The organism is Erwinia aphidicola (assembly GCF_024169515.1).
Classification (GTDB): Bacteria; Pseudomonadota; Gammaproteobacteria; order Enterobacterales; family Enterobacteriaceae; genus Erwinia; species Erwinia aphidicola.
Genome location: NZ_JAMKCQ010000001.1, coordinates 1,506,479 through 1,526,720, shown reverse-complemented (window position 1 = coordinate 1,526,720; position 20,242 = coordinate 1,506,479). Strand labels below are relative to the sequence as shown.

Here is a 20,242-nt window from a genome sequence, read left to right as displayed (position 1 = left end):
CCCGCACATCAGCCCGTAGGGGCGAGGCATGCCTCGCCCACGCACCCGGCGTTTCGTGGCGAAGGTGCTGTAGCATCGGATTGATACCGTCACCGCGGGTCAGGCATGCCTGACCCCTACGATGTTTATTCAACCGGTAGGGGCGAGGCATGCCTCGCCCCTGGCCATCAGCCTTTGTAAGGTTTCAGTTCCAGCCCGTAAGCCACGCCGTTGACGTAGACCTTCAGATGCTTAGTCGATGCATTAAACTGGTCATTATTCAGCACCTTGCCGCGCATCAGCAGCTCATTGTCGTTATTAAAGCCGTAGCCCACTGCCGGGCGGCCCTGCCAGTGCTGGTGGAACGCCGTGTCCGGTGCGGCATCCAGCAGCGCAATCTCTTCGGCAGTTGCGGCACGATAGGCTTTATCAAACATAAAGTGTACCCCGGCGCTGAAGCGGTCGAGGGAGTTGGTCTCCAGAATGGCGCTACAGAACCCGGTATACACCGCAATCTTGACGAACAGCTTAGTTTTTTCACCCGAGGTTCCGGGCTGTAACAGCACGCGCGTCACCGGGCAGGAGCCCTGACCGGACCAGGTGGCAATGTAGCTTTTATCCCCGGTTTTTTGCAGGAAGATATCGGCTGCCCCTTCGGCGGTGCGTTCCGTGGCGTCAATCTGGGTGGTAGGCATCGCGCTGTAAAACGCCGAGCCGATAATACGAATGCGTGCCTGGGTGGTGTTATGGGAGAAGAACAGCTCCCCAACGTAGAACCACTTCTCCTTGTCACTGCGGTTATCCATACGCTCGGTGCCCGGCGTGGTGAGATAATCGTAATTTAGCGAGCCGGTGATTTTAATTCCGTGGTTTTCAATGTCGACATGACCCTGCTCATAAACGGACATCTCCGGCCACTCTTCGATACCGGTGGCATCGTCAAAATCGAAGCCCTTGCCTGCCTGCACGTTGAACTGCTGATTGACGATGCGCGCGCGGTAGCAGCGCATCGGGTTCGGGCACGTCTCCAGGTTAAAAGCTTCGATGCTCCACTGGCCGTAGGAGATATTACCGGGATATTCGGTGTGCTCGATCCAGCCGTTATAGATTGCCGACTGCCCGGCACGCTGCAGATCGATGGCGGGATTCGGGCCGGTGCTGCGCTGGATATTGAAGTTGCACAGCTCAATGGCGGTGATATGGTCCCATTTGCCCTGCACCTGCCCGGACCAGTGGCCGTAAACCACGGTGCCGGTACAGTCGCGGGCGTACCACTGGTCGATTTTACAGTCGAGGGTGTCGACCAGATCGAGCGAGCGGCCGCCCATGTTGTAAAACATCACGCTGGTGACGCGCACAAACTGGCCGCCGGGAATAATGTTTTTAAAGAAGCCTTTGGTGTTACGTGCGCCGTCTTTACTTTCGCCGTCGATAATCAGGCTGGAGACTTCCATATAGCGCGCTTTGACGGTAAACATCACGTCATCTTTTTTATCTGAGACTAATTCAGTGGAGGGGTAATAACCGAAGTTTACGTGTTCGCCCGCCACGCGAAACTTTGGTACCTCTGCGGCAGAGATATCGAATTTCGACAGCATAAACTTGCCGGCTGGGAATTTGATGCCGAGGGTCGGGTTGACGCGCTTCGACCAAGCCCACATCCACTCTACCGCCTGTTTACAGTCGGTCTTACCATCCGCCAGCGCGCCGAAATGGACTACGGTCACTTCGTTGTGATCGGTGAGTACGCGCTTCCAGATTTTTCCCTTCGGCGTCTTAATATTGACGCCGTGATCGTGCGGGGTGGTGGTATCAACCATATCGTAAACAAACAGCCCGCCGCCCATTTTATAGCCTTGTTTATACTCCAGTACCATCGCCATCTGGCCCATATCGGTGGGCTCAGTGGTGCGCAGATCTTCCATGGTTTTACAGGTGATGATAGAGGTAGGAATGGTGCCATTCGTATCGTTAGAGCGGGTCGTATTCTCTGACATAAGGTACCCCGGCAAAGTGGAAGGTGAACAGGTAAAAACCTTTAAAGTATATTCGTAGAAAATGTCACCGATACGTCAGGGCCAGGGTTAATGCAGTGGTAAAATCTGTATATTTGCCTTATGTCTTAAAATGAGACTGTTGTGTTTCATTATTTTTGTTGGGGCTGGAATATTTACCAGAATAACCTTAGTACGATTCTGCTCATAGCAGGGACTGCCGGGAAGGGTTGGAGTAGAGTGAAAAGGGATCGGGCATGCCCGACCCCTACGATTTATCCGTCTATATCAACGGTTTCAGCTCAAGGCCGTAAGCCACGCCGTTAACGTAGACCTTCAGCACCTTATTAGCCGTACCCGTCTGGGTGCTCGCCAGCGTCTTGCCCTGCAGCAGCAGCTCGTTGTCATGATTAAAACCAAAGCCCACGCTGTTATTACCCACCCAGTGCTGGTGATAGACATTGGTGTCGGTCAGCGCCGCTTCCAGCGTGGCGCTCTCCTCCGGGGTGGCGGCGCGGTAGCCTTTGTTAAACATAAAGTGCACGCCACCGGTATAGCGGTCGTTGGCGTTGGTATCCAACAGAGCGACCACGTTAGAGAGCTTGGCCAGCTTCACATACAGCTTCGTGTGCGAGCTGCTGCTGCCCGCCTGCAACATCACCCGCTTCACCGGGCTGGCTCCCTGACCGGACCAGCTGGAGATAAACCCGCGCGTGACCTTTTGGATAAAGATATCCGCAGCGCCCTCGGCGGTGTTTTCACTGAAGCCAAGCTGCGGGACATCCTGCTTGGTAAAGGTGGCAGAGCCGATGACGCGCAGATGCGCCTGGAAGGAGTTTTGCGTCAGCAGCAGCTCGCCGACATAAAACCATTTCTCATCGTTGCCGCTGTTAAACATCCGGTCGGGCGAGGTCAGATACTGATAATTCAGCGAGCCGTTAATTCTGACGCCGTGGTTTTCAATACGCACATCACCCTGCTCATAGAGCGATATTGCCTCCCAACGATCTCCGCTCTGAGAAAAATCCATAGCGGTGAAGGCCTTGCCCTCGGCATCCTTATTATTTTGTTCATTGTGCTGCAGGTTGATAATGCGGCTGTAATGGCACTTCAGCGGCGCTTTACAGGTTTCAATGTTCAGCCCGTTAATCGTCCAGTGGCCGTTGGCAATGGTGCCCGGATCGTCCGAGTGCTCAATCCAGCCATTCCAGATAAATGACTGCCCGGAGCGCTGCAGGTCGATCGCCGGTTTTTCTTTACTGCGCTGAATATTGAAGTTGGTCAGCTCAATGGCAGTGATGTGATCCCATTTCCCCTGGGGATTATCAGACCAGGTGGCGTGGATCACCGAGTCATAGCAGTCGCGGGCGTACCACTGGTCGATCTTACAGTCGAGCGTGTCGAGCATGCTGATGGATTTGCCGCCCATGTTATAGAACATCACGCAGGAGACGCGGACGAACTGGCCGGCTTCGACGATATTCTGATAGAACCCCTTAGTATTTTTAGCTTTGTTATTTTCGCCGTCGATAATCAGGCTGGAGATCTCGGTATAGCGCGCTTTAACCTTAAACATCACCTCGCCATCTTTTCTATCTGACAGCAGCGTGGTGGCAGGCAGATAGCCAAAGGTCACGGTCTGGCCCGATACGCGGAATTTAGGCGTTTCCGGGGTGACGTCAGAAATATCGAATTTTGACATCATAAATTTCCCGGCAGGGAATTTAATGCCGATTTCCGGGTTATATTTTTTTGACCAGGCCCACATATATTTTACAGCATCGATACAGTCAGTTTTACCGTCCGCCAGCGCGCCAAAATCCACCACGGTCAGGGCGTTGTGATCGGTCAGTGCACGCTTCCAGCGCGCCCCTTTGGCCGTGACGAAATTCACGCCGTTATCATCGGGCGTGGTGGTATCGCTGATATCATAAACAAACACCCCGCCGCCCATTTTATGATTTTCGCTGTACTCCAGAACCACCGCGAGCTCACCGACGGCGGTAGGTTCGGTCTGGCGCAGGTCGGCCACGGTGCGGCAGGTGGTGACGGCACTATTGCCGCCGGTGGCTGAAGTGAGTTCCATCACCACTTTGCCAAACTCTATCGCTTTGCCGCTGGTGTCATAAACCTTCAGACTGTTTCCGCTGGTGGCAGCAGTGACGGCTTCATTACTGGCAGGACTGGCAGGTTTTTTAGCTGGCATCTTATTTCCCAGTGAATATAACGTGAATGGATACAATCCACTAAAGTATATTCCGGGAAGTTTTTTGCATCATGGCAGGGCCAGCGTTAATAAAATAAATCAGCAGAATAAGACACCAGTCTGGCGTTATTCTTATTCTGCAAAAAATATTACCAGATTATCCTTAGTACGATTCTATTTACGCCAGGGACTGACGCCACGGCAGCGCTGAACGCGCTTCTTCCGCCCAGGCGCGCACGCCGTCGCGCTCCTGCTGAAGAAAGTCGGCTACCGCATCGTGCAGGCCGGGGTGGCGCAGCCGATGCCACGACTCGGTCAGGACCGGTTCAAACCCGCGGATCAGCTTATGCTCGCCCTGCGCCCCGGCATCAAAGCGCTGCAAACCGTGGGCGATGGCGTACTCCATCCCCTGCCAGAAGCAGGTTTCAAAGTGCAGGCGGTTGAACTCCTCCAGACAGCCCCAGTAGCGGCCGTAGAAGGTATCGCCATCCACCAGGCTGAAGGCCATCGCCACCGGGTCGCCGTGCTGGCTGGCAATGATGACGCGGATGGCCGCGGGCATGCTTTGCGCCAGCAGGCTGAAGAACAGCCGCGTGAGATAGGGCTGGCGACCGCGTACGAGGTAGGTGTTGGCGTAGCAGTCGTAGATAAAATCCCACTGCGCCTCGCTCAGCTGCGCGCCCTCATACCAGGCAAACTCCACGCCCTGGCTGGCGACCAGCTCGCGCTCTTTGCGCAGCTGTTTGCGCTTGCGTGAGGTCAGCAGATCGAGGAAGTCCTGAAAGTCGCGAAAACCGCGGTTGTGCCAGTGGTACTGGCAGCCCAGGCGCGGCAGCCAGCGTTCATCACCGGCTAAATGCTGATGCACGCGCGCATCGCTAAAGTTGATATGCGCGCTGAACAGCGCCTGCTGTTCAAGAAACTGCGGCAGCGCCTGCAGCAGAAGGGCGCCCGCGTGCTCATTCCCCAGCAGGCGCGCGCCGCTGACCGGGCTGAACGGCACCGCCGACAGCCACTTGGGATAATAAGGAATACGCGCCCGCTGGCTGGCTTCGGCCCACGCGTGGTCGAAGACGTATTCGCCCATCGAATGGGTTTTGGCATAGCCGGGCATCGCCGCCAGCACCTTATCCCCCTCGCACCACAGCAGATGCTGCGGCTGCCATCCCGTGGCACGGCTGACCGAGCCGCTCTCCTCCAGCGCCGATAAAAAGGCGTGGCGCATAAACGGCTGGGCATTCGGGGTCAGGGCATCCCACTGACTGGCCGGGATATCGGCCAGCTGCGTCAGAAGGGTCAGGGACATCGGCGTACTCCGCGTGCAGAACTCAAACCCCTAAACTGACGCTTTTTCCTGCGCGGATCAATCGCTTCTCTGCTTCTGCTGCATGTAAAGAACCTCATACTCATTCTCATTATCATTTGGCTTTGCTATTCTTGGGCAACTTATGCGCGCTGTGCCGCGCACGGCTTACCGGTTTAAGGGCGGATTTATGGCGGATGTTCAGGGTTATCGCTTGTTCAATGTAGTACTGGCACGCAAGCAGGTACTCTCTCCTTCGATGCTGCGCTGTGTGTTCAGCGGTGACGAGGTGCGCCAGATGAAGTTGGACGCGCCGGACCAGCGCATCAAGCTGCTGTTCCCGTCGATCAACGGCACGCCTGCCACGCTGACCGATGAGGGCGAGAAGACCTGGTGGGAAAAAGTGCGCGCGATGCCGCAGGAGACGCGCCCGATTGCCCGTACCTACACCCTTCGTCACCTCAATGCCGGGGCGGGTGAAGTTGAGGTGGAGTTTGTGATGCACGGCACCGAAGGCCCGGCGTCTGCCTGGGCGCTAAACGCCGAGCCGGGCGCGGCGCTGCAATTGGTGGCGCCCAACCGCGCTTGTCCAACCAGCAGCGGCGGCTATGAGTGGGACCCGCATCCGGAGGTGGAGCGCGCGCTGGTGGTGGCGGATGAAACCGCGCTGCCGGCGGCCAGGGCGATCCTCGAACAGCTTGCCGGGTGGCAGAACCCGCCGCAGCTGCAGCTGTTCCTTGAAATGCCGAAACGCGGCGACTGCGTCGATCTCAGCCACTATCGGTTTGCCGAGGTCCACTGGCTGCCGCGTGAAGAGAGTGGGGCATCGCACGGCGAAGCGCTGCTGAGCGCGGTAAAGCAGCAGGTTAAGCTGCCGGAAAGTGCGCTGGTGCGCGGCGAACTGCATGAGGAGCAGGATGGCGATATCCTCTGGGATCGCGCCGACAGCGGCGACAAGCGCTTCCACGGCTGGGTGGCCGCCGAATCCAGCGCCGTTAAGCAGCTGCGTCGCTATCTGATTGGCGAACGCGGCCTGTCACCGGAGTGCATTAGCTTTATGGCTTACTGGAGCCGTGGCCCGATGCGCCACGATTAACGCACCATCAGCTGCGGGCTGACGTTTTTCAGCAGGTCGTAGAACCAGGTTTTGGCGGTGATATCGCCAATCTCGGTATGGCCATACAGGTAAACTTCCAGATTTGGCAGCTCAAACGGCAGCTCGATAATGCGCCCGTTGCCGCGCGCGACGTAAATCTTCGCCGCGCTGGTCGGCAGCGTCACCAGCAGCTCGGTGGCGGCAATCACTTCGCCTAACGCCGCAAAATGCGGCACTTCCAGCGCGATTTTGCGTTCAAAACCGTACTCGCGGATGCGCTCCTCCACCATGTAATGCCCGCTGATGGTTGACACGATAATGTGCTGTTCTTCCAGATAGCGCTGCAGGGAGAGCGTGTTGCCGATGCGCGGATGCGCCGTGTTGAGCAGGCAGACATAGCGCTCATCCATAATGCGGTCGCGCTGCGCCAGCGAAATCGTCTCGTTGCGGCTGCACAGCGCCGCGTCGATTTTCCCGGTTAGCAGCCACTCATCCAGCTTACGCATCTCGACGGGGATCACTTCAAGGCGCACGTTGGGCGCAATTTCACGCAGGTGCTTTACCAGCCGTGGCAGCAGCAGCAGCTCCCCGAGATCGGACAGCGCGAGGGTGAATTTGTGAAAAGATGTTTCCGGGGTGAAGCTACGGGTATCCGCCACCGCTTTTTCTATCCCGCTTAGCGACTTCTTAAATACCGCATAGAGCTGGCTGGCGACCGGGGTGGGCAGCATCCCCTTGCGGCTGCGCTTAAACAGCTCATTTCCCGTTTCATCCCGCAGCCGGGCTAGCGCGTAGCTGGCCGAGGGCTGGGTGATAAACAGTCTGTTAGCGGCGGCGCTGACGCTTTGCGTTTCAAAGATGGCGATAAACACCCGCACCAGGTTGAGATCCATCATGGCTGACATATAGTTGAATCCTATAATTGGAGATTCATATTATCTATTTGAACTATTTTAATCCTTCACCTAATATCCCTTCCATAATTATTTGATATGTTCTTTCATTTTTTTCATATCGCTATAAAAACTATCTAAATCAATAAAATAACTAACTTGTTGTTCCGTTTTACCCAAAACAATTCGCGTGCAGGCAGGCGGCTGTAGCCAACGCACCTGCGGCTTGAAGTATGAGGGGTAAGGCAGGAGTGGGCGCTTTCTGTCGCCTATCATCGCGGAGTATCCATAATGAAACATGAAATTGTCGACGTCATCGTTGACTGGATTGACGATCACCTGGAAGAGGGCCTCAACATTGAGGCGGTCGCGGCGAAATCTGGCTACTCAAAGTGGCATTTGCAGCGGGCATTTAAAGAGCAGAAAGGCATTACCCTGGCGACGTTTATTCGCAGCCGCCGCCTCGACCAGGCCGCGCAGTGTCTGGTCAGCTCGACCAAAAGCATTATGACCATTTCGATGGATCTCGGTTTCTCATCCCAGCAGTGTTTCCAGCGGGTGTTTAAAAAGCACTTCAACGTGACCCCGCGCGATTACCGTATCCAGCACCGTCAGTACCATTAAGTTCGGGAAAATCATGCAACAGCTTGTTAAATCAGCCATCGTCGTCGCGCTGTTCAGCGCTTGTGCCACCGCTCAGGCCGCCGAAGGGATCAACCACTCAGCGGCCAGCACCCAGGCCGACACGCCTTTCAGCTACGAGCGCCAGCTGCAAAAGGTGATGCGCCCGATTAACGACCTGCTGCCCCCTGACGACGTGCAGGAAGGGCAGGAGTCACGCTCCTGAGAACGTAAAATCGCTTAAATTCCGCTGTTTATCAGCGCGCGTCTTGAAAAAGTTCATACTGCATCGGCTATACTGTGCGCCCTGTTGAATTGCGAACTGGATGCTATGGAACGTTTCGTCGAAAACCTGATTTACTCTGCGCGCTGGCTGCTGGCACCGATTTACCTCGGGCTGTCGCTGGGATTGGTGGCGCTCGCCATTAAGTTTTTCCAGGAGCTGTTCCACCTGCTGCCGCACGTGCTGGAGATGTCGGAAAATGACATGGTGCTGGTGCTGCTTTCGATGATCGACATGACGCTGGTCGGCGGCCTGCTGGTGATGGTGATGCTGTCCGGCTATGAGAACTTTGTCTCGAAGCTGGATATTGGCGAGCACAAAGAGAAGCTTAACTGGCTGGGCAAGATGGACTCCGGCTCGCTGAAGAACAAAGTGGCGGCCTCGATTGTGGCGATCTCATCCATTCACCTGCTGCGGGTGTTTATGGATGCGAAGAATATCCCGGATAACAAGCTGATGTGGTATGTGATTATCCACCTGACCTTCGTGCTGTCGGCGTTTGTGATGGGTTACCTGGACAGTATGTCGCGCAAAGAGAAAATTTAACGCTATTCGCCGATCGGCACCGGTCGCCCCGGCATTTGGGATCGGCACGGGTTGCCCTGGCATTTGTAGGGGCTGACCCTCTGTTTCGGTCAGCCCGCTAGCACAGTGCCAACCATCGGCACGGGTCGCCCCCTACGACATTGCCCGGCGTCGGTTGCTGACGGCGCCGAACGCCACAACCAGCAGGGCGCCCACCGCACCGGCAATCCAGTGGATATAAGGGATAGCCGCAGTATAGCGTAGCGCCGCCGGGTCACTCACCAGCATGGTGCCGGCTATCCAGCCAATCAGCGCGCCGCCGACGATGACGATAAACGGGAAGCGCCCCAGCAGCGTCAGCACCAGCTTACTGCCCATCACGATAATCGGGATGCTGATCAGCACGCCGAACGACACCAGCCAGACATTGCCCTTACCCGCTGCGGCCACCGCCAGCACGTTATCCAGCGACATCACCACATCGGCCATGGTAATGGTCAGCACGGTTTTCCACAGGCGGCTGTCGCTGGCGACGTGCGCTTCCTCTTCTTCGTTCGCCACCAGCTTAAAGCCAATCCACAGCAGCAGCAGCGCGCCGACAATCTTCAGCCACGGCACCGCCAGCAGCTGCACGGCAATCACTAGCAGAATCACCCTGGCAACAATCGCCCCCAGCGTGCCGAGGATAATCGCCTTCTTTTGCATCTGCGGCGGCAGCTTGCGGCAGGCCATGGCAATCACCACGGCATTATCGCCGCCCAGCAGCAGGTCAATTAGCACGATTTGCAGCAGGATGATGGCAATATCGAAATGTTCAAACCACATAAGCACTCAGTCAATTTACAGGGAAATATACCCTTCATACTTCAAGCTGCAGGTGCGTTGGCTACAGCCGTTCACCCCAGTCACATAGCTATCTATGCTCCTGGGGACTCACAGCTTTGCCGCCTTCCTGCAACCTGAATTATTTTGGGTATGATAAAGGTCAGCGGCGGAACTCATCGGCGCTAATCTGGTACTTCTTGAGTTTATTATATAATCCGGCACGTGACAGCCCCATTAACTGAGCCGCCTGGCGCAGGTTGCCGTTCAGCGAGTCGAGCATGGTGATGATATGCGCCCGCTCGTGGGCGTCGAGCCTGGCCGCCGGCTGCGGTTCATGACGGCTGGCACTGCCCGGCTGCGCGCGCTGCGTCACCTCATCCGGCAGGTCCTGCACGTCAATAAACAGCCCATTGTTCATATTGATCACCCGCTCAACAATATTTTCCAGCTCGCGCACGTTGCCTGGCCAGTCGTAGCGGGTCAGGGCGTCCATCGCCCCGGCGGTGAACTGCACGTTGACCTTTTTCAGCTGGGTGCAGACCTTCTCGCGGAACCACTCGGTCAGCGCCGGAATATCGCTGCTGCGCTCGCGCAGGGCCGGGATCGCAATCGAAATCACATTCAGCCGATAGTAAAGGTCGCGGCGGAACGCGCCGCTCTCCACCGCGTTGATCAGGTTGCAGTTGGTGGCGGCAATAATACGCACGTTGACCCCGATCGGCTGCGACGCGCCGATGCGCACCACTTCACTCTCCTGCAGCACGCGCAGCAGGCTGGTCTGAGCCTCCAGCGGCATATCGCCAATCTCATCGAGGAACAGCGTCCCGCCCTCCGCCAGTTCAAACTTGCCGGCGGCACCGCCGCGGCGCGAGCCGGTAAATGCACCGTCGGCATAGCCAAACAGCTCGCTCTGCACCAGGTCCCGCGGCAGCGCGCCGCAGTTAACGGCGATGAACGACTCACCGCTGCGCGGGCTGTCGTTGTGGATAGCCTGAGCAAACAGCTCTTTGCCGGTGCCGCTTTCGCCGGTCAGCAGTACCGTGCTGTCGCTGCGGCAGCAGCTGCGCGCTTTATCCATCGCCGCCTGTAGCGCCGGGGCGCTGCCGCACAGCATCTCGAAGGTGTAGCTGGCGCTGGTGCCCATCACCCGGCGGGTAATTGCCCGGATGCGCTGGTTCTCCCGCAGGGCGATCACCCTGCCGCCGCCCGGTGCAGGCATCACCGACACCAGGCAGGAGACGCGCTGATTGTCTGCCGGCACAAACACCACCTCGCGGTCATTGCAGAAGGTCATGCTGGCGAGGCGGGCGTTCTCCGGGTTAAGCACCTCATCCACCGGCTGCCCGGCGCGCACCCCGCGGTGGAAGATCTGGCGCGCATAGCGGTTAATGGTTTTGATCGTCCCGCGCCGATCCAGCACGATCACCCCTTCGTTAAGCGTTTCGAGGATCGACTTCTGCTCCGCCAGCAGCGCGCGCAGGATCAGCTGCTGTCCAACCGCTTCGGCGGCGGCCTGCACGGTGCCGAGGGTGTGATAGTGAAAGTTATCCTGGCTGGCGGTCAGCGTCAGCACTCCGATCATGCGGCCTTCGGCATCGCGGATCGGGGCGGCGGCGCACTGCAGATGGCGCTCGCGCAGGGCGATTTTCCAGTTTTCGCCGCTCAGCAGATAGACCAACCGCTGCTGCTCCAGGCAGCGGCCGGTGCAGTTAGTGCCAAGCTCAGACTCGCGCAGGATGCTGCCGACCGGGGTGAGATCGCGCCCGCAGCAGGAGAGCGTCACGCCCTGCGCATCGGTCAGATTAATGTGGCCGTCCGGGTTATACGCCAGCAGATTTTCCATAATGCTGCCCGCCACCGCGATCAGTTCCCCGTTCTCCGCCAGGATCTGCTTCAGCTTCGCCTCCGGGGGAGAGCGGTAGGCGAAGTGCGCGGGATGAATTCCAGCGGCGCGGCTGCTCTGCCAGGAGCGCAGCACCTCAGGGCGCAGGAATTCCGGCTGCTCACCGTGATTAAAATCCTGCCATGCCTGCTCCAGCAGGCTGTCCCAGCGGCTGGCCTCCTTTCCTTCCGGCAGGCTCATCTTGCCATCATATTCAGCCTGAATGACGCCGGCGAGTTCTGGTCGATTCATCGTGTTCTCCCCGCTATTGGAATGTCCATTTTATCGACATGTAAAGTTGACATGTTTTTTTTATGTTCATTCTGTGAGCGAGGCAGACAGAGAAACGCGCGCAGCGCGGGACTCTGCACTCTGGCATAGCGTTTGCTTATGTCTGTTAAAGCCGCATCAGCAGGCGAATCAACCAGAGGGAAATCACGATGTCAGCAACAGATAACAGCGTACGAGTGGGATTAATTGGCGCCGGGCGCATGGGGAGCTTCCATGCCGCTTCGCTGGCGCAGAAGGTGCCGGGAGCGGTACTGGCGGCGGTGGCGGACCCGGTTACGGGGGCGGCTCAACGCCTGGCAGAGCAGCTTGGCGCGGGCAAGTATTACAGTGAACCGCAGGCGATGCTCGACGACCCGGAGATTGATGCGGTTCTGATTGCCACTCCGGCACGGACCCACGCGCAGCTGGTCGCGGCGGCAGCGCGCGCCGGTAAACATGTGTTCTGCGAAAAGCCGATGGCTATCACGCTGGAAGAGGCTGACCACGGCATCAATGCGGCAAAACAGGCAGGTGTGGTGCTGCAGGTCGGCTTTAACCGCCGTTTTGCCCGCGGATTTGCTGCGGCGCTGGCCGAGATCAAGGCCGGAGATATCGGCTCCCCGCAGCTGATCCGCTCGCTGACCCGCGACCCGGCCCCGCTGCGCGACCCCAGCGGCATCCCGCCCTGGACCATTTATCTGGAAACGCTGATCCACGATTTTGACATGCTGCTGCACTGCAACCCCGGCGCGAAAGCGGTGGAAGTTTACGCCATCGCCGACGCGCTGGTGCGCCCGGATTTTAAAGATAAGGGGCTGCTGGATACCTCCGTGGTCACCATCCGCTTTGATAACGGGGCCATCGCGGTGGCCGACGCCAGCTTCCAGGCGGTTTACGGCTATGACGTACGCGCCGAGGTGTTCGGCAGCAGCGGCATGCTGCAGATGGGCAATATCAACGTGAATAACTGCGTGCGCTACGGCGCCGCGGGGATCTCCATCGACACCTCGCGCCAGGATACCGACCTGCTGGCCGAGGCCTATATCGCCGAGCTGACCGAGTTTGTGCGCTGTGCCGCCACGGGTGAGACCCCGCGTGCCAGCGGTGAAGACGCGCGTAACGCGCTGCAAGTGGCGCTGGCCTGCATCGCTTCAGTCCAGCAGGGTAAACCTGTGCAGCTAAGAGGGGTATGACAATGGCGGATTATCGTCTGTCAGTTTCGGCCGAAATGGTTTTTCTTAATTTGCCGTTTATTGAACGCGTGCAGCGCATTCACCAGCTGGGTTTCGCCGTGGAGATCTGGCACTGGAACAACAAAGACATTGACGCGCTGGCGGCAACGGGCGCGACCTTTACCTCGATGACCGGTTACCTGACGGGCAACCTGACGGACGATGCAGAGATCGAGGCACTGCTGAGCAGCGCTGAAGCGTCGCTGGCGGTGGCGGCGCGGCTCAACTGCCCGAGCCTCAACCTGCACGGCACCGGGCTGGATAACCGGGGCCTGCCGGTCAAGCCGGTGGCGGTGGTGACCGGGGAGATGTGGGTAAAAGCGGTGCGCACGCTGGAGAAGCTGGCGGCACTCGGCGAGAAAGCGGGCAGGGTGTTCACGCTGGAGAACCTCAATCTTGCCGTCGACCACCCGGGCACGCCGTTTGCCCGCGCCGCCGACACGCTGGCGCTGGTGGAAGCGGTCAACAGCCCGTATCTGAAGATGAATCTCGACCTGTATCACGCGCAGATCGGCGAAGGCAATCTGATCGCGCTGATACAGCGCAGCGGCCACTCCATTGGCGAAATTCAGGTGGCGGACGTGCCGGGGCGCTGTGAGCCGGGCAGCGGCGAGATTAACTATCGTGCCATCGCCAAAGCGCTACGGGCGATGAACTATCGGGGGGTGATTGCGCTGGAGGGATGGGCATCCGGGGAGAGTGAAGAGGCCCTGGCACGTTTTAAAGCTCACTTTGATGTCGGTTAATGCATAAAAAATAATAACTTACCTCTAGCTACAGGAGTTATATGATGAATATAAAAAAGAGCGGATTGTTGATTCTGGCGCTTGCCGTCGCCCCTGCTACCCAGGCGAAAGATCTGCGTATCGGCGTGGCGCTGGCCAACTTTGACCTTAACTTTATCTCCATCCTGCGTACCCAGATGGCGAAAGAGATGGAGAAAGAGCAGATTCAGGGGCAGTTTGAGGATGCCAAAGGCGATGTGGCCGTGCAGGTGCAGCAGGTCGAAAACTTCATCAACCAGGGCGTGGACGCGATTATCCTTAATCCGGTGGATACCCAGGGCGTTAAGCCAATGATGGACGCGGCAAAACGCGCCAATATTCCGCTGATCTTCGTCAACCGCAAGCCGGAAGTCGAACTGAGCGGTAAAATGGCCTACGTCGGCTCGGACTCGCTGCTCGGCGGGCGCATGGAGATGGAAGCGCTGGCAAAAAGAATGAACTACAAGGGCAATGTCGCAATTCTGATGGGCGCGCTGTCGGCGGAAGAGGCGCGCCAGCGTACTAAGGCGACCGAAGAGGTCATTGCCAAATACAAAGAGATGAAAGTGGTGGAAAAGCAGTCCGCCCAGTGGATGCGTAACGAAGCCGTTGATGTCACCTCCAGCTGGCTGCTGTCCGGCGATAAAATTGACGCGATAGCCGCCAATAACGACGAAATGGCCATCGGCGCGATTATGGCGCTTAACCAGAGCGGTAAAAAAGATATTCTTGTCGCCGGTATCGACGGCACCCCGGATGCGCTGCAGTTTATTAAGAGCGGCAAGCTGGCGTTAACCGTATTCCAGGATGCCGCCGGGCAGGGCAAAGGGGCGGTGACGATGGCGAAGCAGGTGCTGGACGGTAAAAACGCCGATAAGTTTATGTGGATCCCCTATCAGGTGGTCACGCAAGAAAACTACGCCGAGTTTAGTGCCAAAAACGTTAAGTAACGCCTGCGGGTCCCGATCCCAGGACCCGCAACTCTCGCATTCCGTTTTTTCTTCCCGTAACAGCTGAAAAAAGTGTGACGCCTGTAGCAATTTTTAGGCGTAGTGCATATTATTTCGCCACTGAGTGCGCCTGCTTGCCGCTCAACATCCATTACCCTGTTTTCTGTTGAGAATTCTGGACATGCCCGATGATTAGTCGCCGCCGGTTATTGCTGGGGAGTGGCGCGTTTATGCTTGCCATGAGCACCGATAAATTGTTTGCCCGCCAGGACTTCTATCCGCTGTGGCCCGATGAACCCCCGGGCGGTGGCGGTCCGAGCGGAGCATTGCGTATTTCCGCTAACGGCTCGTGGTCCAATATCGTCAGCCCGGGGATCCAGCGCTTTCTGCCGGAGAACCCCAATGGCAAAGCGGTACTGATTGCCGCGGGCGGCGGCTATCGCTGGATTGGCATGGGGCGCGAGGGCTGGCCGGTGGCGCGCTGGCTCACCAGCAAAGGCTTTACTGCTTATGTGCTGAGCTATCGGCTGCCCGGCGAACACTGGCAGGCCGGTAATCTGGCACCGTTGCAGGATGCGCAGCGTGCGATCCGCCTGGTGCGCTCAATGGAGCCGCACGTGCATCTGCTCGGCTTTTCTGCCGGCGGGCATCTGTTCGGCATGGCGGCCGCGCGGCCTGATTTCGCGTCCTATGCGCCGCAGGACAGCCTCGACCAGATCGTGCCGAAGGTCGACAGCGTCGGGCTTATCTATCCGGTGATCACCCTCGAACCGCCCTATACCCATACCAATACGCATCTGTCGATGGTGGGCAAAAATCCGTCCCCGGCGGAAGAAGCAAACTGGTCGGTGCAAAACTACGTTACGCGCGCCTATCCCCCCACTTTTCTCGCCCAGGCGGAGGATGACCGCACCTCGAACCCGGAAAATAGCGTGATCATGCACGATACCTGCCGCAAGGCCGGGGTTCCGGTGCAGATGATCCGTATTTCACAGGGCGGGCACGGTTTCGGTTTGGGTAAAGCGGGCACTCCGGCGGCGATCTGGGATGAAGCCTACGCGGTGTGGCTGGCGGCGCGTGCGGGTTGACCGAAAAAGAGGGTCAACCCCTACAAATCCCGTAGGGGGCGACCCTTTTTTCCGGTCGCCCCGTGACGTCAGATTAGATCTGTTGCAGGAACGCCAGCAGGTCCTGATTCAACTGCTCCTGGTGGGTAACGGCGAAGCCGTGCGGGGCGTTGTCATACACTTTCAGCTCGGCGCCTGTGATCATCTCTGCGGCCAGCTTGCCGGTGGCTTCGAACGGCACAATCTGGTCGTTGCTGCCGTGGATCACCAGCGTCGGCACGTTCACTTTTGCGATATCCGCGCGGAAATCGGTCTCGGCAAAGGCGGTCACGCAGTCGATGGTGCCTTTCAACGAGGCCAGCAGCGCGATATTCAGCGTCTGCGTTAGCACGCCATCGGAGACGGTTTGCCCGGCATTAATGCCGTAAAACGGCGTGGCGAAATCTTTGATAAACTGCGCCCGATCCTGCCGTAACCCGTCGCGAATACCGTCAAATACGGCCTTTTCCACCCCTTCCGGATGATCGGCGGTTTTACCGAAGATCGGCGTGACCGCCCCCAGCAGCACCAGCGCGGCAATGCGTTCGCTGCCGTAGTTGCCGATATAGCGCGACACGTCGCCGCCGCCCATTGAGAAACCGACCAGCGTGACGTCGTGCAGGTCGAGGTGGGTGATCAGGTCGTTGATATCCGAAGCAAAGGTATCGTAGTCATAGCCTTTCCACGGCTGATCCGAACGGCCAAAGCCACGGCGGTCAAAGGCGATAACGCGGTAGCCGCGCTCGGCAAGGAAATTCATCTGGCTGTCCCACATATCGGCATCCAGCGGCCAGCCGTGGCTGAACAGGACCGGCTGGCCCGTGCCCCAGTCTTTGAAATAAATTTGCGTGCCGTCAGCCGTGTTAAATGTGCTCATTCTGACTCCTCAAAGGGTGAATGTGGTGAAGTAGTCGCTATCGTGACTCCCCTAAAAAGTATAGTGACAAGGCAACAATTTTGAAGCACAGCCGGCCACACGGCATGGCCGCCAATTATGCCTACAGGCTGGTGCACAAAGCCCCGGCGGTCACAGGAGTTAACTACTGGCTTTATGCGTTCGTATAAGGCCTTTTTTTTATCTATTTATACATTTAAAGCTCATAAGTGACATATGGCACGCGCGATAGACTAATATTGAGATATATTATTAAGTCTTCAATTTTTAAGGGTCAAATATGAGCCATGAGAAACCCTTTGTTATCTCCTTGAAGCTGCAAACCATCGCCACGCAGCTCAATGAGCTTAAACAGGAGTTGCAGCAGGCAGAGCAGGATCAGCTTTCGCAGCTGGCTCAGCATAAAATTACATCGCTTGCGGCGCTGGGAGCGCAGCTGAATGAGAGGCGTAAAGCGCTGGGCCTGGATATTGCTACGCTGGAGTTGCAAACCGGGATCTCAGCCTCGACTCTCAAGCGCCTGTTCAAAGATCCTGAGCAAGTGAAGTTTGGCAGTGTCTATGCGGTAGCTGCTGCGCTGGGAGTGTCACTGTGCGCCGTCGTTTAACGGTGTGGCTGTACGATGAGGCCGTCGGCGTGCTTTCTCAGGAAGACAACGGCTACCTGTTTGCCTATCGTCCGGATTATTTTGGCCCGGCACTGTCACTCAGCCTGCCGGTAAGTAAAGGAAGATTCCCCAGCGCCACGCTGCACCCGTTTTTTGTTTCTTTGGCCCCGGAGGGCTGGCTGAAAATGCGCTACAGCCAGCTACAAAAAATTGATGAGCAGGATCTGCTCGGCATGCTGCTGCATAACGGTGAGAACCTGATTGGCGCGGTACGCATCAGCGCTGAGGAAACATCATGAATCGGTGTCGAATCCTGCTGACCCGGCTGGAGTCGGAGGCAGAACAGACCTCAGGCTATTCAACCAGGGGGATGAAAAAACTGACAGGGAGCGCGCGCGTTGAGCCCTATCTGGGCTTTACCCGGACGCAGTTCGTACAGCAGTTGCCGCAGCAGCAGCGGGGTATGAGTATCTCGGGTTACCAGCCGAAACTGCAGCTGGTATTGCGGCAGCGCGACTTTGCCGTGGTGGGCTATCAGGGCGACTACATCCTTAAGCCATCACCCGTTGAGTTTCCCCATCTGGCTGAAAATGAGCATGCCACCATGACCTTGATGGCACGCCTCGGATTCGACGTACCTGCGCACGGACTGCTGCCCTTCCGGCCTGAACACCCGGATTATGATATTGAATATGCTTTCGTTATCCGTCGTTTTGATCGCGACAGAGAGGGTCATGCACTGCATCAGGAGCCGCTGGATGCGGCGATGAACGTCGGTGAAAAGTACGGGAAATACCGCGATGACGGTCTTCCGTGGGTAAGCTATCAGCAGATCGCGCAGTTCCTCATTCAGCACGTCAACGATAACCTGGCGTTTAAAATCGACCTGCTGCGGCGCATTATTTATGCTTATCTACTGGGCAATAACGATATGCATCTGCGCAACTTTGGCCTGCTGCATCCGCGTGGCGCTGCGCCACAGTTGTCGCCTCTTTATGATTTTGTCTCGGTGGCGCCTTTCTCTGCTTATTTTCAAAGCAGCTATCTGGCACTGCCTCTGTTGGCCTGTGAAGAGGGCGGCAGAGAGCTGGCGGCTGGATTCACCACCCAGTATGGAGAGTATCTCGGGATGGATTTCCTGACGCTCGGGCTGATTATGGGGCTGAGCCGCAAGCTGGTGGTTGCACTGCTCGCTAACTTGCTGAAAGAGCAGCAGCAGGTGGAAACGACCTATAACCAATCATTTATGCAGCCAGAAGCGGTGGCCGCCGTGTTGCAGTGTTATCGCCAACGCCTGAGCCGCCTGCAAATAGTGGATGAGCCAGCGCTGTAAGTAGCGGGTCAGGCGTGCCTGACCCCTACACACCTTACTCAATACTCTTCAGGCTTTTGGCTCGATCCCACGGGCCTGAAGTTCCTTGCGCAACACGCGTTTAATCCACGTTGCCAGCGATGTATCCCCATCCTTCTTCATCTCATCCTCAAGCTGACGGCGCAATTCGTGCGATATGCGGATTTGGTACTGATCGGTTTTTGGTTTCTCGGTTGACATTGTAATTACATAATTTCATCATGGAGGTGTTGTAATTACAACGTATGTAATACCTGATTACAACCGGAGTTGTAAAAACAACGCCCCGGCAGTGCGCTAACACTGACGAGGCGTCTGACCAATACGTTAAGGAGCTAACGCTATGGCTGTGAACAAGTGTACCCAAACTCGTTTTGAATTGCAGATCCCCTTTTCATCAGCACAGGAGATCTCGCATGTTTGAACAGCTTGATATCAATGAAATTGAAACGCCGGAGCTGTGCGATCAGTGTTATGCATTGACCTGGGCAATCAGTGAACTGGTAGATCCCATCGTACGCGATACGCTCAACTGGATCCTGCTTGAGCGTTTGCAGGTGCTAAATAGCCGTTTCAATGATGTGCGGTTAAGTCGGCTGGAAGGGTAAGACCAGGCGGGTCAGGCGTGCCTGACCCCTACGCTTATTTGCGAGCTGCCTCGTTTAACTCAATGGCAGAACGGAGTTCAAACAGCGTCTGTGGCCTATAAGACACGACATAAACCCAGCCGTCGCTTTTGGGGCTTGACTGGCTAACTAAATCAGGATGATTAAAATTGAATCGTTTTATGAGGCATCTGTTATGGGGCAATCAAACACACGCGTCGTTACTGCGCATCTATCGATTGAAATGGCAGAAAAGCTGGACCTGCTGGCGACGAGCTATGATCGTTCCAGGGGGGGGGTGGTGAAGCAGGCAATACAAGCCATGATCGATCAGGAAGAGCGGCGCCATCAGATGACGCTGGAAGCGCTGGCTGCGGTAGATGAGGGGCGTGTCGTTGCCCATGATGACGTGATGAAATGGGCAAATAGCTTAAGTACGGACTCGCCGCTGGCGCTGCCAAAAGCTGGACGTAAGTAATGCATTTTGTCTGGACGGAACCAGCCATCGAAGATGTAGAACGCGTTTATCGCTTTCTGGCAAAGGTTGACCCGGTAGCTGCCGCCGCCGCGATACAAACCCTGGTCGCTGCGCCTGTAAACCTCATTACCTGGCCGCGTAGCGGTGCGGCGTTGACGGACTATGAGCCAAGAGAAGTACGGCATTTAATTCTGGGACATTATGAATTGCGCTATGAAATACAGGGCAGCACGATCCTGATTTTGCGGTTCTGGCAGGGAGCAGCGTTAACGTTTCGATGATGTGCTCGCTATCGGGTCGACCTGAACACAAGTCGACCCCTGGACCAGCTATCGTAGTCTATGTAGGGGCGGACCCTCTTTTTCGGTCCGCCCGCT

Annotated in this window: 22 protein-coding genes; 14 read left to right on the top strand and 8 right to left on the bottom strand. The window is 57.0% G+C overall.

Annotation, left to right across the window (positions count from 1 at the left end):
- Positions 1–167: 167 nt before the first annotated feature.
- The 3 genes from J2Y91_RS07145 to J2Y91_RS07135 form a co-directional block, all read right to left on the bottom strand.
- Positions 168–1,976 (bottom strand): putative phage tail protein, encoded by a 1,809-nt coding sequence (locus tag J2Y91_RS07145; protein ID WP_166643142.1) that lies wholly within the window; start codon positions 1,974–1,976, stop codon positions 168–170.
- Positions 1,977–2,256: 280 nt separating this feature from the next.
- Entirely contained in the window at positions 2,257–4,179 is a 1,923-nt protein-coding gene (locus J2Y91_RS07140) for a putative phage tail protein (protein WP_133622467.1), read from the bottom strand.
- A gap of 178 nt (positions 4,180–4,357) precedes the next feature.
- Positions 4,358–5,485, bottom strand: a complete 1,128-nt coding sequence (locus J2Y91_RS07135; RefSeq protein ID WP_133622468.1) for a GNAT family N-acetyltransferase — start codon at positions 5,483–5,485, stop codon at positions 4,358–4,360.
- A gap of 187 nt (positions 5,486–5,672) precedes the next feature.
- Here J2Y91_RS07135 and J2Y91_RS07130 point away from each other — a divergent pair, with 187 nt between their 5' ends.
- Positions 5,673–6,578, top strand: a complete 906-nt coding sequence (locus J2Y91_RS07130; RefSeq protein ID WP_133622469.1) for a siderophore-interacting protein — start codon at positions 5,673–5,675, stop codon at positions 6,576–6,578.
- Here the strand turns inward: J2Y91_RS07130 and J2Y91_RS07125 are convergent.
- Entirely contained in the window at positions 6,575–7,483 is a 909-nt protein-coding gene (locus tag J2Y91_RS07125) for a LysR family transcriptional regulator (protein WP_099753337.1), read from the bottom strand. The genes J2Y91_RS07130 and J2Y91_RS07125 overlap by 4 nt on opposite strands.
- Positions 7,484–7,762: 279 nt before the next feature.
- Between J2Y91_RS07125 and J2Y91_RS07120 the strand changes: the two genes are divergently transcribed.
- The 3 genes from J2Y91_RS07120 (at position 7,763) to J2Y91_RS07110 (ending at position 8,921) form a co-directional block, all read left to right on the top strand.
- Entirely contained in the window at positions 7,763–8,095 is a 333-nt protein-coding gene (locus tag J2Y91_RS07120; protein WP_048917798.1) for a helix-turn-helix domain-containing protein, read from the top strand.
- Between the two features lie 13 nt (positions 8,096–8,108).
- The gene (locus J2Y91_RS07115) at positions 8,109–8,318 is read left to right on the top strand and encodes a hypothetical protein (RefSeq protein ID WP_133622470.1); all 210 of its coding nucleotides are present in this window, start codon (positions 8,109–8,111) and stop codon (positions 8,316–8,318) included.
- Positions 8,319–8,423: 105 nt separating this feature from the next.
- Positions 8,424–8,921: a TIGR00645 family protein gene (locus J2Y91_RS07110; RefSeq protein ID WP_048917796.1), complete on the top strand. Its 498-nt coding sequence runs from the start codon at positions 8,424–8,426 to the stop codon at positions 8,919–8,921.
- 132 nt (positions 8,922–9,053) lie between these two features.
- Here J2Y91_RS07110 and J2Y91_RS07105 read toward each other — a convergent pair whose 3' ends face one another.
- Together J2Y91_RS07105 and J2Y91_RS07100 are read right to left on the bottom strand one after the other, a co-directional pair.
- Positions 9,054–9,725: a TerC family protein gene (locus tag J2Y91_RS07105; protein ID WP_048917795.1), complete on the bottom strand. Its 672-nt coding sequence runs from the start codon at positions 9,723–9,725 to the stop codon at positions 9,054–9,056.
- A gap of 160 nt (positions 9,726–9,885) precedes the next feature.
- Positions 9,886–11,859, bottom strand: a complete 1,974-nt coding sequence (locus tag J2Y91_RS07100) for a sigma-54-dependent Fis family transcriptional regulator (RefSeq protein WP_133622471.1) — start codon at positions 11,857–11,859, stop codon at positions 9,886–9,888.
- Between the two features lie 188 nt (positions 11,860–12,047).
- Here J2Y91_RS07100 and J2Y91_RS07095 point away from each other — a divergent pair, with 188 nt between their 5' ends.
- From J2Y91_RS07095 to J2Y91_RS07080, 4 genes are all read left to right on the top strand, one after another.
- Positions 12,048–13,070, top strand: a complete 1,023-nt coding sequence (locus J2Y91_RS07095; protein WP_133622472.1) for a Gfo/Idh/MocA family oxidoreductase — start codon at positions 12,048–12,050, stop codon at positions 13,068–13,070.
- Between the two features lie 2 nt (positions 13,071–13,072).
- On the top strand, positions 13,073–13,855 hold the full coding sequence (locus J2Y91_RS07090) for a TIM barrel protein (protein ID WP_133622473.1): 783 nt from the start codon (positions 13,073–13,075) through the stop codon (positions 13,853–13,855).
- A 44-nt stretch (positions 13,856–13,899) separates the two neighbouring features.
- Positions 13,900–14,823 (top strand): sugar ABC transporter substrate-binding protein, encoded by a 924-nt coding sequence (locus J2Y91_RS07085; RefSeq protein WP_133624989.1) that lies wholly within the window; start codon positions 13,900–13,902, stop codon positions 14,821–14,823.
- Positions 14,824–15,011: 188 nt separating this feature from the next.
- The gene (locus J2Y91_RS07080; protein ID WP_166643143.1) at positions 15,012–15,911 is read left to right on the top strand and encodes an alpha/beta hydrolase; all 900 of its coding nucleotides are present in this window, start codon (positions 15,012–15,014) and stop codon (positions 15,909–15,911) included.
- A gap of 73 nt (positions 15,912–15,984) precedes the next feature.
- Here J2Y91_RS07080 and J2Y91_RS07075 read toward each other — a convergent pair whose 3' ends face one another.
- Positions 15,985–16,806 (bottom strand): alpha/beta fold hydrolase, encoded by an 822-nt coding sequence (locus J2Y91_RS07075; RefSeq protein WP_133622474.1) that lies wholly within the window; start codon positions 16,804–16,806, stop codon positions 15,985–15,987.
- A gap of 298 nt (positions 16,807–17,104) precedes the next feature.
- Between J2Y91_RS07075 and J2Y91_RS07070 the strand changes: the two genes are divergently transcribed.
- Genes J2Y91_RS07070 through J2Y91_RS07060 form a run of 3 tightly spaced genes read left to right on the top strand, consistent with a single transcriptional unit; the run spans position 17,105 to position 18,764 of the window.
- Positions 17,105–17,431 carry a helix-turn-helix domain-containing protein gene (locus J2Y91_RS07070; protein ID WP_133622475.1) on the top strand — a complete coding sequence of 109 codons (327 nt, stop codon included), beginning with the start codon at positions 17,105–17,107 and terminating at the stop codon, positions 17,429–17,431.
- Positions 17,416–17,730: a HipA N-terminal domain-containing protein gene (locus J2Y91_RS07065; RefSeq protein ID WP_133622476.1), complete on the top strand. Its 315-nt coding sequence runs from the start codon at positions 17,416–17,418 to the stop codon at positions 17,728–17,730. The genes J2Y91_RS07070 and J2Y91_RS07065 overlap by 16 nt, the downstream gene beginning before the upstream one ends.
- On the top strand, positions 17,727–18,764 hold the full coding sequence (locus J2Y91_RS07060) for a HipA domain-containing protein (RefSeq protein WP_133622477.1): 1,038 nt from the start codon (positions 17,727–17,729) through the stop codon (positions 18,762–18,764). Before J2Y91_RS07065 ends, J2Y91_RS07060 begins: the two co-directional genes overlap by 4 nt.
- Before the next feature lie 48 nt (positions 18,765–18,812).
- On the opposite strand, the gene J2Y91_RS07055 is transcribed toward J2Y91_RS07060, so the two are convergent.
- Positions 18,813–18,983, bottom strand: a complete 171-nt coding sequence (locus J2Y91_RS07055) for a hypothetical protein (RefSeq protein WP_166643144.1) — start codon at positions 18,981–18,983, stop codon at positions 18,813–18,815.
- A gap of 215 nt (positions 18,984–19,198) precedes the next feature.
- Between J2Y91_RS07055 and J2Y91_RS07050 the strand changes: the two genes are divergently transcribed.
- From J2Y91_RS07050 to J2Y91_RS07040, 3 genes are all read left to right on the top strand, one after another.
- Positions 19,199–19,390 (top strand): hypothetical protein, encoded by a 192-nt coding sequence (locus J2Y91_RS07050; protein ID WP_133622478.1) that lies wholly within the window; start codon positions 19,199–19,201, stop codon positions 19,388–19,390.
- Between the two features lie 157 nt (positions 19,391–19,547).
- Positions 19,548–19,865 (top strand): CopG family ribbon-helix-helix protein, encoded by a 318-nt coding sequence (locus J2Y91_RS07045; RefSeq protein ID WP_253537712.1) that lies wholly within the window; start codon positions 19,548–19,550, stop codon positions 19,863–19,865.
- On the top strand, positions 19,865–20,146 hold the full coding sequence (locus J2Y91_RS07040; protein WP_133622479.1) for a type II toxin-antitoxin system RelE/ParE family toxin: 282 nt from the start codon (positions 19,865–19,867) through the stop codon (positions 20,144–20,146). Before J2Y91_RS07045 ends, J2Y91_RS07040 begins: the two co-directional genes overlap by 1 nt.
- Positions 20,147–20,242 lie beyond the last annotated feature (96 nt).